The organism is Parazoarcus communis SWub3 = DSM 12120 (genome assembly GCF_003226565.1).
Taxonomy (GTDB): domain Bacteria; phylum Pseudomonadota; class Gammaproteobacteria; order Burkholderiales; family Rhodocyclaceae; genus Parazoarcus; species Parazoarcus communis.
Genome location: NZ_QKOE01000003.1, coordinates 120,124 through 135,619 on the forward strand (window position 1 = coordinate 120,124; position 15,496 = coordinate 135,619).

Annotated in this window: 12 protein-coding genes; all 12 read right to left on the reverse strand. The window is 62.1% G+C overall.

The window, feature by feature from the left end; translation table 11 throughout:
• Positions 1 to 15: 15 nt before the first annotated feature.
• A complete protein-coding gene (locus DNK49_RS06015; protein WP_243632252.1) occupies positions 16 to 3,966 on the reverse strand; it encodes a translocation/assembly module TamB domain-containing protein in 3,951 nt (1,316 codons plus the stop codon).
• Positions 3,967 to 3,970: 4 nt separating this feature from the next.
• Positions 3,971 to 4,759, reverse strand: coding sequence for an indole-3-glycerol phosphate synthase TrpC (trpC, locus tag DNK49_RS06020; protein ID WP_110523433.1), 789 nt, complete (start codon positions 4,757 to 4,759; stop codon positions 3,971 to 3,973).
• The gene (trpD, locus tag DNK49_RS06025; protein ID WP_110523628.1) at positions 4,756 to 5,796 is read right to left on the reverse strand and encodes an anthranilate phosphoribosyltransferase; all 1,041 of its coding nucleotides are present in this window, start codon (positions 5,794 to 5,796) and stop codon (positions 4,756 to 4,758) included. The genes trpC and trpD overlap by 4 nt, the downstream gene beginning before the upstream one ends.
• Before the next feature lie 20 nt (positions 5,797 to 5,816).
• The gene (locus DNK49_RS06030; RefSeq protein WP_110523434.1) at positions 5,817 to 6,404 is read right to left on the reverse strand and encodes an aminodeoxychorismate/anthranilate synthase component II; all 588 of its coding nucleotides are present in this window, start codon (positions 6,402 to 6,404) and stop codon (positions 5,817 to 5,819) included.
• Positions 6,405 to 6,414: 10 nt separating this feature from the next.
• A complete protein-coding gene (trpE, locus tag DNK49_RS06035; protein ID WP_110523435.1) occupies positions 6,415 to 7,887 on the reverse strand; it encodes an anthranilate synthase component I in 1,473 nt (490 codons plus the stop codon).
• A 244-nt stretch (positions 7,888 to 8,131) separates the two neighbouring features.
• Positions 8,132 to 8,803, reverse strand: a complete 672-nt coding sequence (locus DNK49_RS06040; RefSeq protein WP_110523436.1) for a phosphoglycolate phosphatase — start codon at positions 8,801 to 8,803, stop codon at positions 8,132 to 8,134.
• Positions 8,800 to 9,495 carry a ribulose-phosphate 3-epimerase gene (gene rpe, locus DNK49_RS06045; protein WP_110523437.1) on the reverse strand — a complete coding sequence of 232 codons (696 nt, stop codon included), beginning with the start codon at positions 9,493 to 9,495 and terminating at the stop codon, positions 8,800 to 8,802. The genes DNK49_RS06040 and rpe overlap by 4 nt, the downstream gene beginning before the upstream one ends.
• A gap of 83 nt (positions 9,496 to 9,578) precedes the next feature.
• Positions 9,579 to 11,933: a GspE/PulE family protein gene (locus DNK49_RS06050; RefSeq protein ID WP_110523438.1), complete on the reverse strand. Its 2,355-nt coding sequence runs from the start codon at positions 11,931 to 11,933 to the stop codon at positions 9,579 to 9,581.
• A gap of 64 nt (positions 11,934 to 11,997) precedes the next feature.
• Positions 11,998 to 12,765, reverse strand: a complete 768-nt coding sequence (locus tag DNK49_RS06055) for a 3',5'-cyclic-nucleotide phosphodiesterase (protein WP_110523629.1) — start codon at positions 12,763 to 12,765, stop codon at positions 11,998 to 12,000.
• A gap of 121 nt (positions 12,766 to 12,886) precedes the next feature.
• The gene (locus DNK49_RS06060) at positions 12,887 to 13,621 is read right to left on the reverse strand and encodes an FHA domain-containing protein (protein ID WP_110523439.1); all 735 of its coding nucleotides are present in this window, start codon (positions 13,619 to 13,621) and stop codon (positions 12,887 to 12,889) included.
• A 56-nt stretch (positions 13,622 to 13,677) separates the two neighbouring features.
• Complete coding sequence (locus DNK49_RS06065; protein ID WP_110523440.1) at positions 13,678 to 14,430, reverse strand: PP2C family protein-serine/threonine phosphatase; 753 nt, start codon at positions 14,428 to 14,430, stop codon at positions 13,678 to 13,680.
• 170 nt (positions 14,431 to 14,600) lie between these two features.
• Positions 14,601 to 15,494, reverse strand: coding sequence for a succinate--CoA ligase subunit alpha (sucD, locus tag DNK49_RS06070; RefSeq protein ID WP_110523441.1), 894 nt, complete (start codon positions 15,492 to 15,494; stop codon positions 14,601 to 14,603).
• Positions 15,495 to 15,496 lie beyond the last annotated feature (2 nt).

Consider the following 15,496-nt stretch of genomic DNA (forward strand, 5'->3'; position numbering starts at 1 on the left):
GGACAACGCACCCGATCAACGGAAGGAAAAGGTGTAGTAAATATCCAAAGCATTGTCCGTACCACCTCGCGCCACCATCGATACTCGCCGACCAAGTTGATAGGTCAGCTTCACCAGCGACTCAGCCCCACCCAGACTCTGCTCGAACGACAGGAACAGATCGGACGACAGACGCTTGCCCACCGTCAACACCTGCCCTGCCACGGTGGGGCCCGCGCTGATGCGAGATCCTCCACCCACCACGCGGCTGGTCGCCGTCCGCGACAGGCTGTTGAGCTCCCCTTGTCCGATGGAAAAGCTGTCGAAACCCAGACTACGAGACAACTCCTCGGTCATGCCACCTCCCGGCCCACCCAGCAGGACCTGGGCCGCCGGCAGCAACAAGGCCAGATCCGCACCTCCGCCAGCATCGGGCGCCCTCCCCAGTACGATCCAGGACAGCTTCTCAGGGTCAGGCACTGCGGGCTCTGATACCAGGCGCACCTGCGGTCGCCTGGCACTACCGGAAATTGCCACCCCGGCCTCCACTTCCAGCCCCTTGCGCAAGGTCACGATATTGAGCCCGGGATTGTCGATCTCGCCCTGGAAATTGATCACGCCACGCTCGATTGAAAGACTTTGTCCATAGCCCCGATAGCTGCCACCAACCGTCGTCACGGAACCCACCGCCCGCAACGGCACGCCCGGAGCAAGGCGCAACTCCAACCCACCCGCCAGTCGCGTCTCCACCCCCATGGCCGACAGGTAAAAGGCCTCGCCCAGCCCCACCCCAATACGCGCACTCAACCCAAAGCTACCGGCCGACACGCTTTCCTGACCAAGCAGCACCACATCGTCGGACAGACTCGGTGGCGGCGTTTCGGCAAACTCCACATAGCCGGCATCGACACGAAAATCGCCATCGATATCCAGCGAACTCCAGCTCGACTGCGCACGGCCTTGTCCGGACAGGATCATCCATCGATCGCTACGCTGCAGTAAAGGCAGGCGGTCGGCTTCGAACCGGAACGCGCCCGCCCCACTATCGAGCGCTACCTCGCCGCTCGCCACGAACCGACCTGCAGTGGCGGTCAGCGCAGCCACTGGCAGACGCCCCTCGCGCGGACGCACCCGATTGGCCGATACGAAGCTGAGATCACGCAACATCAAGCGATCATCGTCAAAATCCGCTCTCAAGGTGCCGCCCGACAACACCAGGCCCTGATCCACGAGCGCCAGTTGCAGGGCATCGCCACGCAGTTCGCCACGGCTGACCGGCGCAGCAGGCGTTCCGGATACCGAGAACGCAGCATCGAGCCGTCCACCGGTTTCGATGTTCTCGCGCATCAGACGTCCGACCCACGCGAGCGATGGCATGGCCAGGCGCACCGAGCCCAGGAGCGGTGCATCGGGGTCCAGTTGCCAGCCACCGTCCTCACCCTTTTGCAGCTGAGCCGTCGCAGTCCCCGACAGCTCGCCCAACTCCTCGCCACGCGCAGCCAAGGACAAGGCCAGCCGGTTTTCCCGCGCCACCAGACGCGACTCGAAATGCTCCAGCCCCAACCGTGTCCGGATCTCTCCAGTGACCGCCAGGTCGCCAGACTCACGAAACAGGCGTACATCGCCTTCCAGGGTATCAGCAAGGCTCACAGCCCACTCGGCACCCAGCACCAGCGGCCCTGGCCCTCGGCGCGGCCGGCCATCGGCGCGCGACACCAGCCCGAAAGAAAGTCCAGTCATGTCTCCCCGCACACTGCTGCGCATTGGCGACCAATAGGTCTCGAGCAAACGGATGCGGCCGCGCTCGCCACTGCGTAGCACCGCTTCGGCCAGCTCCACACGCTCGGCCGATACGCTGAGCCCGGCGGGGGCCTCGAGATGGGCAAGCAGCGGCCCTGCGGTTTCCAGCACGCGCAACTGGCCGATCCACGCCAACGCTCGATCACTCAGCGTACTCAGGCCACCCTGCAAGGCGATATGCAATCCCGCATCTTCTGCCCCGACCACCTCCAGCCGAATGTCGTGTGCCGCCCGACGCCCCTCTGCACTGAGATGAGCCGCCTCGACCCAGGCGGGCTTGCCGGTAGGTCCCCAGCCGCTCAAACCAACCGCCAGGCGGAAATCACCCTCGGCACCGGCCGCCAGCATTCCTTCGCCATTGAGGCCATCGATCTGCAGATCGCCCGGCAGACGCAAACCCTCGGCAAAGAAGGTCGTCGTCCCCGACGGCTCATCTACGCTACCGGAGAGTTCGGCGCGCAAGCCTGCCCGGCCGCCCAGCCCATGGCCGAGTTCAGCCAGCGCAGGAGCCTCCAGTTTCAGGATCAGGCGGTCGTCCGGCAGACCCCAGGCGCCACGCGCTTCAAGCTGATTTCCCGCCAGATCAAGCCTGGCATCGATATCGTGGATCCGCTCGCCATCGATCGTCAGTGCGGCCCTGGCCACCAGCGGACGCCTCTCGACATGGCTGTCGACAATATCGATGCGGGCCGACAAGGAGAGCCGCTCGGCCAGCCTGCCCTGCCCGCCCAGCGTGAGGTTGAAACGCGCCTCCGGCGCGTCGGCGAGCACACGCCGCGGTTCGAACCCCTTCAGTGTGGCATCGATGGCGAATGGACGAGCACCATCGGCTTCAGCTGCGGAAAGCTCGGCACGTGCGTCCAGCCTCGCCGGCCCGGCCTGCAACGCGACATCGGCCCGCTGCCCGCCGGCATCGGCATCAGCGCGTATCTGGCCATCCAGACGCTGACCGGGCAGACGACTATCCAGCGCAGCAGGATTGATTCCCGCAAACTCGAGCAGGGCGTCCACCCGCCCCCAATCCTCCACCCGTCCCGCATCTGCCGCAAGCCATGCCAAACGCCCGGCAATGCGCCCCTCCCCCGCCAACGCAAGCTGCAGGTCTTCCACACGGACAAACCGCGGGGAGAGTTGCATCTGCGCGGTCAGACGTTCCATTGGCAGCCCACCACGATCCAGTGACATCGACGCGCGGTTGTGCAAGCCCAGCGGCCCACTCAGCCCCCCGTGGCCGTCTGGCCCCAGCGCAACATCGAGCGCAAGTGCCGCGCGGGGGGCCGTAGGTACGAACATCGACGGATCGACCTCACCGAGCTTTAGCGCCAGCATGCGCAAGGGCATGGCTTCGAACGGCGTCAGTCCGGCCCGGCCTTCTCCCTCCAGACCAAGCGCGTGGGCGCTCAAGGTCATCTCGATATCCGACAGCTGTCCTGTCGCCTCCATGACCGCACGAAAGGCTCGCGCCTGCTCGTCAAACGCAGCGGACTCCGGCAGGTGTGAAGGATCGATCAACCCCTCCAGCGTCGCATCGAGCTGAAGCAGGAATGGCGCGATCGCCTTGATTTCAGCATTGAGCCCCAGGCGCCCGAAAGGCAAGCCCAACTGCAACGCATTGATACGATGATGCTCGTCGTTGCCCGCGTAGGACAGGGCGATGTCCTCCAGCTGCATTGCCCGGCCTGCGCGAAACTGTAAGGATTCGTCCGCAGCAACCGTATCCACCGCGACGCTGGCAATGTGCAGGCGCTCCACCGCGACGGCAAGCGGCAGCGCAAGGCTTGCGGGCACTGCCGGGGGACCGGTATCGGCAGCACCCGATCGCTGGACGATCTCGACCCGCCCCAGCATCAGCTGGTCGACATGCAGACGCGCCTTCAGAAGGTCCAACGGACGCCACGTCAGCGTCAGCGTGCTGACAGCAAGCTTGAGATCGCCGCTTTGAACATGCACACCATCGAGCTGCAGCGCCCCCCAAAGCCGTCCCTGTGCGCGCTCGACGCGGAACACACCCTCGCTTCCTCGCTCCGCGACGCGCAGCGCGGCATGCAGACCCGCTTCGCTCCCCAACAACCAGCCCAGCCAGCCGAGCGCCAGAAGCAGCACCGCCAGCCCGCCGATCCACGCGCGCCGCCAGCCCCGCCCAGCCACGGCCGACTGCATCCGCTCGTCGTCCGCGTGCGCGGTCATCGCCTCAACCGAACAGGGCTTTCAGCCCATCGCCCGGCTCCGGCACACGCATGAAGGCTTCGCCGACCAGGAAGGCATTGACGCCGTGGCCCCGCATCAGCGCCACATCCTGGGGTGCCAGAATGCCCGATTCGGTGACCACGATGCGATCAGCTGGAATGCCGGACAGCAGATCCAGCGTGGTCTGCAGCGCAACCTCAAAGGTACGCAGATTACGATTGTTGATCCCGACCAGGGGCGTCCGTAGCTGCAGTGCGAGTTCAAGCTCTGCGCCGTCATGTACCTCGACCAGCACCGCCATGCCGAGCTCAGCAGCGATCGCCTCCATCTCGCGCATCTGCTCGAGACTGAGACATGCAGCAATCAGCAGAATGGCATCGGCGCCCATCGCACGCGCCTCGAACACCTGGTAGGCATCAACGAGGAAATCCTTGCGCAACACCGGCAGCCCGCATGCGGCCCGTGCAGCCTGCAGGTATTCCGGTGCGCCCTGAAAGAATGGCCGGTCGGTCAGCACCGACAGGCAAGCCGCCCCGGCAGCCTCGTAGGACCTGGCGATATCGGCCGGGCGAAAGTCCTCGCGGATCACACCCTTGGACGGGCTGGCCTTCTTGATCTCGGAGATCACCGCGGCCTTCCCCGCTGCAATCCTGTCCCGGATGGCACCCACGAAATCGCGCGGCTGAGCTTGCTCGCGCGCCGCCCGCTGAACTTGGGCAAGTGGCTTGAGCGAAAGTGCAGCCGCAACTTCCTCGACCTTCACCGCGCAGATCTTCTGCAGGATATCGCTCACTTCGTGCCTCCGAGTCGCTGCGTGCAGCGCACATACTCGTCAAGTTTGGCACGCGCCGCGCCGCTGGCGACGATTTCGCGCGCACGCTCGATGCCAGCCGCGATCGAGCCGACCAGGTTGGCCGCATACAAGGCCACGCCCGCGTTGAAGACCACGATGTCGCGCGCCGGTCCGGCGACATTCTCCAATGCGCCAATCAACACCTGACGTGACTCCTCGGGCGTTTCCACCCGCAGATTGCGGCTGCCAACCATGGCCAGACCGAAATCTTCGGGATGGATCTCGTACTCGCTGACCTTGCCGTCCTTGAGCTCCCCGACCAGGGTCGCCGCCCCCAGACTGACCTCGTCCATGCCGTCCTGACCATGCACGACCAGGACATGGTTGGCGCCGAGACGCTCCATGACCCGCACCAGGATACCGACCAGGTCGGGGTGAAACACCCCAAGCAAGGTATTGGGCGCCCCCGCCGGATTGGTCAGCGGCCCAAGGATGTTGAAGATGGTGCGCACGCCCATTTCACGCCGCACTGGTGCCACATTCTTCATCGCGCTGTGGTGATTGGGCGCGAACATGAAACCGATGCCGCACTGCTCGACACTCGCGGCAACCTGCTCCGGCGTCAGCATGATGTTGGCGCCAAGCGCCTCCAGCGCATCCGCACTGCCCGACTTGGATGACACGCCACGGTTGCCATGCTTGGCCACGCGGGCGCCGGCCGCTGCCGCAACGAACATGGTTGCGGTAGAAATATTGAAAGTATGCGAACCGTCACCGCCCGTGCCGACAATGTCGACAAAATGATCGTGGGGCGGCGGCACAAGCACCTTGGTGGCCAGTTCGCGCATCACCTCGGCCGCCGCGGTAATCTCGCCAATGGTTTCCTTCTTGACCCGCAAGCCGGTCAGGATGGCCGCAGTCATCACCGGCGAGACCTCCCCCGCCATGATCTGGCGCATCAACGACAGCATTTCGTCGTAGAAGATCTCGCGGTGCTCGATGGTGCGTTGCAAGGCCTGTTGCGCGGTAATTGTCATGGATGCTCCCTGCGTCTTGCTCATGCTGCGACCGGCAGGCCGGCGCTGCGTTCCAGGAAATTGCGCAGCAGGTCGTGACCGCGCTCGGTAAGGATGGATTCGGGATGAAACTGTACGCCCTCGACATCGAGCGTCCGGTGCCGCACCCCCATGATTTCACCGTCCTCGGTCCACGCGGTCACCTCCAGGCAATCCGGCAGCGTCGCGCGCTCGATCGCAAGCGAGTGGTAGCGGGTACAAGTCAGTGGATTGGGCAGACCGCGGAACACGCCAGCATCAAGGTGATGCACCGGCGAAGTCTTGCCGTGCATCAACTGCTGTGCATGCACGATACACCCGCCAAATGCGGCACCGATGCTCTGATGCCCCAGGCAGACGCCGAGGATCGGCAGCTTGCCGGCGAACTCGCGGATCGCTGCGACCGAGATTCCGGCTTCGGCAGGCGAGCAGGGCCCAGGGGAGACCACCAGTTGATCGGGCTTGAGTGCAGCAATCTGTTCCAGCGTGATTTCGTCGTTGCGGTACACCTTGACCTTGGCACCCAACTCACCGAAGTACTGCACCAGATTGTAGGTAAAGCTGTCGTAGTTATCGATCATCAGCAACATGGCACGCTCCTCAGGCTTGGGTATCGAGGCCGGATTCGGCCATTTCTGCAGCCCGCAGCATGGCCCGCGCCTTGTTCTGGGTTTCCTGCCATTCGGCGTCGGGGTCGGAGTCGGCCACGATGCCTGCACCCGCCTGGACATGAATCTGACCATCCTTGAGTACCGCGGTACGGATCGCGATCGCCAGGTCCATGTCGCCGTGGAAGCCGACGTAGCCCGCCGCACCCGCATAGATGCCACGTTTGACCGGCTCGAGCTCGTCGATGATTTCCATGGCCCGGACCTTCGGCGCCCCGGACACGGTGCCGGCCGGGAACGTGGCACGCAACACCGCCAGCGCATTCAGGCCGTCCTTGAGCTTGCCCTCGACGTTGGACACGATGTGCATCACATGCGAGTAGCGCTCAACGGTGAATTTTTCGGTCACCCGCACGCTGCCGGTCTCGGACACCCGCCCGGCGTCGTTGCGGCCAAGGTCGAGCAACTGCAGGTGCTCGGCACACTCCTTCTGATCGGCAAGCAGGTCCGTCTCGAGCGCCTGGTCCTCCGCCACTGTGGCGCCACGCTTGCGGGTGCCGGCGATCGGTCGCACCGTGACCGTATCGTCCTCGAGGCGCACCAGGATTTCCGGCGAGGCACCGACAACGTGGAAGTCCTCGAAGTTGAAATAGAACATGTAGGGCGACGGGTTGAGCGAGCGGATCGCCCGGTACAGCGCCATCGGATGCGCCGCGAAGGGCTTGCTCATGCGCTGCGACAGCACCACCTGCATGATGTCACCGTCAACGATGTACTGTTTTGCACGGCGCACGGCATCCTTGAACGCCTCTTCGCCGAAGCTCGAAACCGGCTCGACCGAAGCGCTACGACATTCAGTGGGGATCTGCACCGGCGCACGCAAGCGGCCGAGCAACTCCTGCAGGCGCTTCTTCGCACGCTTGTACGCCCCCGGCACCTCCGGCTCGGCGTAAACCACCAACGTCAGCTTGCCGGTCAGATTATCGACAATGGCGATTTCTTCCGACAGCAACAACAGGATGTCCGGTGTGCCCAGCGAGTCAGGCTTGTCCGTCTTGGCCAGCTTGGGTTCGATATAGCGTACGGTGTCGTAGCCGAAGCAGCCGACCAGACCGCCGGCAAAGCGCGGCAAGTGCTCACGCGGCGGCACCTTGATGCGGTTCATGAACTCGGCGACAAAATTGAGCGGATCGCCATAGTCACGGCGCTCGACCAGACGGTTGCCAGTCAGCAGCAGCGCCGAACGGCCATAGACCTCGATCCGGGTCGGGGAGGCAAGACCGATGAAGGAGTAACGCCCAAACCGCTCGCCGCCCTGCACCGACTCAAGCAGATAGGTATAGGGCTCGTTGGCGAGCTTCAGGTAGATGGACAGCGGGGTGTCGAGATCGGCAAAGGTCTCGAGTGTGACCGGGATGCGGTTATAGCCCTCGGCGGTGAGGGCATTGAATTCTTGTTCGAGCATGAGCGCTCCACATGGGATGAGTTGATTCGGACAGTGTGCTGCGGGCAGGCCGGACAGGGCGCATCAAGCGGTGCAATCCGGCGACCCGCAAAGGGTTCGCGGTATCAGTGGCCCACAGGCCAACGCCAACCAGCCCGCCACGTAGAGCGGAAGCCGGAAGCCTTGGACAGGGTGTGGTGCGAAACCTGGTATGCGTACGTCACGATTCGATCTGTAGTGGAGATGCCTGACGGAGCGGAAGATGTCAGCGCGGGATGATATGGTCCAGCACTTCGATCGCGGTCGATAGTAGCCCATCGCATTCGATGGTGTCCACCGGCACACCCTCGCTGTAGCCATAACTGACCAGCAACACCGGCATGCCAGCACCGCGCGCGGCCAGCGCATCGTTGGCCGAGTCGCCGATCATCAAGCCCTCGCATGGCGAAATATCGAGCAGGGTGCAGGCATGATGCAGCACGGCCGGGTCGGGCTTCTTCACCGTCAACGTGTCGCCACTCACGACCACATCGAAATAGTCGTCGATCTTCATCCGCTGCAGCAGCGGCAGGGTGAAGGCCTCGGCCTTGTTGGTTACCACGGCCAGCTTGCGCCCCTGCCCCCTGAGCGCCTCGAGCGTCTCAAGCACGCCAGGATAGATGCGTGTGGATTGGCCGTTGACTTCAGCATAATGACGCCGGAACACGGCCACCGCATGATCGATCTCCGCCGCGGTGGCTCGTGCGTTTTCGGTCATGCAGCGGGCAACCAGATTGGGGATGCCCTTGCCAACGAAACTGTGGATCTCCTCCTGGCTGCGCAGGGGCCGGTCGAGCTCGGCCAGCATCCGGTTGGCACCTTCAGCCAGATCGCCGATGGTATCGAGCAGGGTGCCATCGAGATCAAATAACACCGCATGGGGCGCATAATGGCTCATGCACGCACCTTGCCCAGTTCAGCGCGCAGGCTGCCAATGATGCTGTCGTAACGATTCGGATCACTGTCGCTACCCGCACCGAACACCGCCGATCCAGCCACAAAGGTGTCAGCGCCTGCACGTGCGATCTCGGCAATGTTGTCGACCTTTACCCCGCCATCGATCTCCAGCAGGATCCGCCGCCCGGTGACCGCCGTGTAAGCGTCAATCCGCGCACGGGCAGCGCGCAGCTTGGCAAGGGTTTCCGGAATGAACTTCTGCCCACCAAAACCGGGGTTCACACTCATCAGCAGGATCACATCGAGCTTGTCCATGACGTGGTCCAGGTAATGCAGGGGCGTCGCCGGGTTGAACACCAACCCGGCCTGACACCCCGAATCGCGGATCAGTCCAAGGGTGCGATCGACATGCTCCGAGGCTTCCGGGTGAAAGGTAATGATGTTGGCACCTGCTTTGGCGAAATCCGGCACGATGCGATCGACAGGCTTGACCATCAGGTGTACATCGATCGGTGCCGTGGTAACCGGACGGATCGCCTCACACACCAGGGGGCCGATGGTCAGGTTAGGAACGTAATGGTTATCCATCACGTCGAAATGAATCCAGTCGGCGCCAGCGGCGACCACATTGCTGACCTCCTCACCCAGTTTGGCAAAATTGGCGGACAGCAGGCTGGGTGCAATACGGAACATGGGCGGACTCCGGAAAGGATCGAAGCCGCGATTCTAACCGGCGCCGGACAGATCGTGCGGATCCGTCCGGGCCGCGAGCAAGATCAACGCACGCAGACCTTGCGTACCTGCTTGATGTCGGTGAGCCCCGCCAGGACTTTTTCGATACCGTCCTGACGCAGGGTCCGCATCCCATCGCTCATTGCCGCCCCCAGTAGCTCGCTCGCTCTTGCACGCTCGAGGATCAACTCCTTGATGTGGTCGCTCCCCAACATCAGTTCATGCAGCCCCACCCGCCCCCGATAACCCTGAGTACACTCCGGGCAACCATTCGCGCGGTAAAGCACAAACTTGCCTTGATCGTTGGCATGACGCGCACGCCACAGCGACAGGATCGCTTCACGCGCTGCTACCGGGTTGGCCACAAAGGCGGGCGTTCCCTGCATGTCCGCACAGTACTCGTCCAGCAGGTGGTCGATCTCGGCATGATCAGGTTCGTAGGCCACCTTGCAGTTTTTGCACAATCGCTTTGCCAGTCGCTGGGCCAGCACACCCAGCAGGGCATCAGCAAAATTGAACGGGTCCATACCCATATCAAGCAAGCGGACCACCGACTCCGGAGCGCTGTTGGTGTGCAGCGTGGAAAAGACCAGGTGGCCCGTCAGCGAGGCCTCGATACCAACTGCCACCGTCTCCTTGTCGCGCATTTCGCCCACCATGATCACGTCCGGATCGGCGCGCAGGAAGGCCCGCATCATGGTCGCAAAATCGAGTCCGGCCTTGCGATTGACCTGAACCTGGCGCAAGCCTTTCTGGGTGATTTCTACCGGATCCTCGGCCGTCCAGATCTTTGTCTCCGGGGTGTTCAGATACCCAAGGATGGAATGTAGTGTCGTCGTCTTGCCCGACCCGGTCGGACCACAGACGAAGAACAGTCCGTACGGCTTGGCAACCGCCCCCTTCAGCGCATCCAGATTGCCCTCGCTCAGATCCAGCCCGTCAAGTGGCACCGGCTCATTGCTCGACAGGACACGCATGACCACATCTTCCAGCCCACCGGCGGTCGGCAAGGTCGCGACACGCAACTCGATATCGAGCGGCGCGTACTTGCGGAACTTGATCTTGCCGTCCTGCGGCTTGCGACGCTCTGAGATATCCAGGTCGCACATGATCTTGATGCGGGTAATCAGCGGATTGCGATAGCTCGCGGGCACCTCGATGTAGGGCACCAGGGTGCCGTCGCGGCGGAACCGGATCAGGGTCTTTTCCTTGCCCGGACGCGGCTCGATGTGAATATCCGACGCGCCCTGCTTGTAAGCATCGATGATGACCTTGTTGACCAGTTTGACCAACTCGTTGTCGGATGCGGCGTTGACGTCATCGCCAAAACTGGCGTCATCGCTGCCCTCATCCATGTCCGACAACAGGTCACTGACCGAGCCCATCTCGAGCGAGGGCTCGAAGAACTGATTGACGGTCCGTTCGAATTCATCTCGAGTGGTTACGCGAAAGACCAGGCGCTTTTTGGGAAAGACGTTCTGCGCAATCCGCGAGGTCTTGACCTGCTCCGGATCGACAGCCAGGATCACGACGCCTTCGTTGGTCTCTTCCAGTGGCAACCAATGGCTTTGCTGTACATAGTCGCGCTTCAGGTAGCGCAACAGATCCATCGGCTTCACCCGATTGGGATTGAATGGCTCGTAGGGAACACCGTAAAAGCGCGCAGCTGCCTCGCCCAGATCGACCGCACTCAAGCCCAGATTGCCCAGCAGCAGCGATTCCAGCGGCGCCCCACTGTCACGCGCTTCACGGGTCAGCTCACCAAGCTCCTCGGCAGTGATCCTACCGTCTGCCACCAGGGCGTCGAAACGCGATCGCAGATGCGCTGGCGCCTGGATATGCCTTGAAAGCGCCACTCCAAGCGTCTGCGCCAAACCCAGCAGCCCCTCTTCGGCCACAGGCGAAAACGGCGTACCGGATTTGCTGTTGATCAGCTGGATCACACCCACCCGTTTGCCGCTTTCCGGGTCATTGATCGCTGCGGCCAGCATCTCGCGGGCGCGAAACCCGGTGCTGTCGTCCACTTCATGGCGGAACTCGAGCTGCGGGGAAATCGCCTTCAATGCTGCCGGATCATAGACATCGGGAAGATTGACCGTCTTTCCCGTCAGCGCGACGTAGCCGGCAATGCTGTTCTCCGCGATCGGCAAGCGGATGCTTTGAACCGAATTCAGACCAAGCTTGACCTTGGTGACAATGGCTGCCCCAGTCTCATCAACGGTGTAGATTGTCAGGCGAACAGCATCAAACAGCACGCACAACTCGGCTGACAGCTCGAAAATGATCTCGTCGATATCATGCGTGGCATGAATGCGCGTGGTGATCGCCTGCAGCCCCTTGAAGAAGGCCAGCCTGCGCGCCACATCACCCGCCCCACCCACCTTGCCGCTCACACTCATTTCCGATACCCGACTCAACGTGATAGATGGACGAATTCTACCGATACACGATGCAGCGACCGGTTCAGAATTCGATGACCTGTCCCTGCACCAATGCTTGCGGGCGAAGGCGCCCGCCATGACTCTCGATCTGCTGCAGGATACGCTCGCCCATGCCGGGCTTGAGATGGCTGATATACACCTCGGGCGCGACAGACAATTCGCTCAGCATGGTCGCCAGCATTCCCGGGCACAAATGGCGTGATGCCATTGCCAGACCTCGCTGTTCATCCGGGAAGGCGGTTTCAACGATCAGGTGGCGCAAGGCCGGCAAGGCGTTGATCGCCTCGACCAACTCAGGGCAGTACGCTGTATCGCCGGAATACAGCAACTGCGCTTGCCCACTATCGATGCAATACGACACTGCAGGTACCGTATGGTGTGCCGGGAGGGCGGTAAAGACCCGACCGCCAAGCGACACGGACTCGCCAAGCAACATTGGCTGAAAACGCATGAAAGGCCGCTGACGATCCGGTATCGAACTGAAGTCAGGCCACACCAACCAGTTGAATATATGCGAACGCAGGATACGCAGGGTCTCTGGTGTGGCGTACACCGTAAGCGGATATCCTCGTCCATCCCCCACCGAATCCACCAGCAGGGGGATCGAGGCGATGTGGTCGAGATGAGAATGCGTGATGAAGATGTGGTCAATTCGCTTGAGTGCATCCAGCTCAAGATCACCGACGCCGGTACCACAGTCGACCAACACATCGTCATCGACAAGAAAGGCCGTGGTACGCGCCGAGGCACCACCAATCCCGCCACTGCACCCGAGCACCGTGAGCTTCATGAACGCTTTTTCACCCAGGCGGACCGGATCACTGCCATACACCTCTGCCTTCACATCTTCTGCGAGAAAAATAGCACTCTGGCCACGAAGCCCCTATGGCAAATATCACGAGGCATGGCGCTCAGGCGCGCAGGAAGAACTCCATCTTGACACCCGCGATCTCGATGATGTCATGGTCGGCAAGGCGATGCGCCTGTGCATCGAGCGTACGCCCGTTCACAGTCGGAAACGTTGCGCCTTCAACATGCGTGATGAAATACCCGTGTGGCCTCCGGGTAATCACCGCCACTTGCCGTCCAGGCTTGCCCAGCGTGGTCAGCGACTTGCTCAACTCAAGCTCACGTCCGGCGTTGGCGCCACTGAGCACCTGAATCACGCCCAGCTGGTCGACAGTAGCGGCAACCGGCGTTGACCGCTCGAGCGCATCCATGGGCAGGACTTGCGTCGCCGTGGCACTGCTATCAGCCGCTGCCGCCACCGCACCGCTGTCACTGATGCTGGCACCGATATCGAAGGGCTTGAGTGCCGCAGTGCTGACCAAGTCCGACGACGACAGCCCCGACTGAGTCGCATCAGTCAAGAACTTGAGCCGGTACTTGCCAAGTTCGATCACGTCATTGTTCTGCAGCACGTGCTTCTTGATCGGCTGCCCATTGACATAGGTACCGTTGGTACTGTTCTGATCCTCGAGAAAGGCATCATTGAGGATACTGGTGATCACCGCGTGTTGACCGCTGATCGCCAGGTTGTCGATCTGCACGTCGTTGTTGGGCTTGCGCCCGATCGAGATCCTCTCCTTGTCCAGGGAGATCTCCTTCAGCACCAGACCATCCATGCTCAAGATCAGCTTCGGCATTGCCCACACCCGTATAACAATCGGCACACACGTACCGTCAAGACGCAATGATGACCCTAGCCGGCAAACCACGCAATGATGACGGACACATTGTCCCGCCCTCCATGCGCAATCGCAGCCTCAACCAGCGCCTGAGCCGCCTCTTCAGGCTCCAGCGCACCTGACAGCAAGCCAGCGATCTCGGCCTCGACCAACATGTCGGTCAGACCATCAGAGCACAACAGGAAACGATCCCCGGCTTGCAGCGGATGCACGCCGATGTCCGGAACAACCTCTTCAGCCACCCCGACCCCACGTGTCAGCAACCCCCGATACGACAGGGTTCCCGCCTCACTGGCGTCGATCATGCCGGCATCGATCTGCTCCTGCAACACCGTGTGATCACGCGTCAGACAGGTCAGCACGCCACGCCTCAGACGATACAGCCGCGAGTCTCCCACATGGACATGAACGAGATGTCGGCGATCGAGCACGGCAGCGACCAGCGTCGCCCCCATCCCCGCCAACTCAGGCATTCCCATGGCGGTGCAGCGGATCGCGGAATTGGCGGCCACCACGCCCTGCAGCAAGGCTTCAGCGCAGACCTCGGATGGCGGATCCTGCGACAGACGATCCTGCAGGCAATGCAACATCTGACTGATGGTCAGCGCCGCTGCAACATCCCCTCCCCGATACCCACCCATTCCATCAGCCAGCAACAACCAGCCATGCGCCTCGTCCACCCAGACCGCGTCCTCATTGCGCGCACGAACACAACCGACATGCGACAGACTGGCGCACCTCAAGCGCTCACCGGAGCCTCCGGTCACGCCATCTCCCCGGTCGTCTGGATTATCGACTCTCACCCGGCCCTCAACTGGAAAAAGACCCTGCCGGCCACATGACACCACGACGTGTACATTCTAGCGCCCCATGTCCGGGCTCGAAAAAAAAGCGCCGGTCACCCGGCGCTTCTTTCAGTGCTTCGTCCTGGACCGAATCAGAGCATGGCCTTGAGCAGCTTGCCCATCTCGGACGGGTTACGCGTCACCTTGAAGCCACACTCTTCCATGATGGCGAGCTTGGCATCGGCGGTATCCGCACCACCAGAGATCAATGCACCAGCATGACCCATGCGCTTGCCCGCCGGCGCAGTGACACCCGCGATGAAGCCGACGATGGGCTTCTTCATGTTGTCCTTGCACCACTGGGCAGCTTCGGCTTCGTCCGGACCGCCGATTTCGCCGATCATGATCACCGCATCGGTATCCGGATCGTCGTTGAACATGCGCATCACATCGATGTGCTTCAGACCGTTGATCGGATCGCCACCGATACCGACCGCCGACGACTGACCCAGGCCGATTTCAGTCAACTGGGCAACCGCTTCATAGGTCAGCGTGCCGGAGCGCGACACCACACCGATACGACCCTTGCGATGGATATGGCCCGGCATGATGCCGATCTTGATTTCGTCCGGCGTGATCAGACCCGGGCAGTTCGGACCCAGCAGCAGGGTTTCCTTGCCGCCGGCAGCAACCTTGGCCTTCATCTTGTTGCGCACGATCAGCATGTCGCGAACAGGAATGCCTTCGGTAATGCAGATTGCCAGATCAAGATCGGCCTCGACCGCTTCCCAGATCGCATCGGCGGCGCCAGCGGGCGGCACGTAGATCACGGACACGGTTGCACCCGTCTCGGCAGCGGCTTCCTTCACCGAAGCGTAGATGGGGATGTCGAAGATCTTCTCGCCAGCCTTCTTGGGGTTCACACCAGCCACGAAGCAGTTCTTGCCATTGGCGTATTCCTGGCACTTTTCGGTATGGAACTGGCCGGTCTTGCCGGTGATGCCCTGGGTGATGACCTTGGTGTCTTTATTGATCAGGATAGACATTC

Coding starts and splice junctions, on each gene's coding strand:
- DNK49_RS06050 (WP_110523438.1), bottom strand. CDS start 11,933: ATGAGTGTGAGCGGCAAGGTGGGTGGGGCGGGTGATGTGGCGCGCAGG.
- sucD (WP_110523441.1), bottom strand. CDS start 15,494: ATGTCTATCCTGATCAATAAAGACACCAAGGTCATCACCCAGGGCATC.
- trpE (WP_110523435.1), bottom strand. CDS start 7,887: ATGCTCGAACAAGAATTCAATGCCCTCACCGCCGAGGGCTATAACCGC.
- DNK49_RS06015 (WP_243632252.1), bottom strand. CDS start 3,966: ATGACCGCGCACGCGGACGACGAGCGGATGCAGTCGGCCGTGGCTGGG.
- rpe (WP_110523437.1), bottom strand. CDS start 9,495: ATGTTCCGTATTGCACCCAGCCTGCTGTCCGCCAATTTTGCCAAACTG.
- DNK49_RS06030 (WP_110523434.1), bottom strand. CDS start 6,404: ATGTTGCTGATGATCGATAACTACGACAGCTTTACCTACAATCTGGTG.
- DNK49_RS06055 (WP_110523629.1), bottom strand. CDS start 12,765: ATGAAGCTCACGGTGCTCGGGTGCAGTGGCGGGATTGGTGGTGCCTCG.
- trpD (WP_110523628.1), bottom strand. CDS start 5,796: ATGACAATTACCGCGCAACAGGCCTTGCAACGCACCATCGAGCACCGC.
- DNK49_RS06060 (WP_110523439.1), bottom strand. CDS start 13,621: ATGCCGAAGCTGATCTTGAGCATGGATGGTCTGGTGCTGAAGGAGATC.
- DNK49_RS06040 (WP_110523436.1), bottom strand. CDS start 8,803: ATGAGCCATTATGCGCCCCATGCGGTGTTATTTGATCTCGATGGCACC.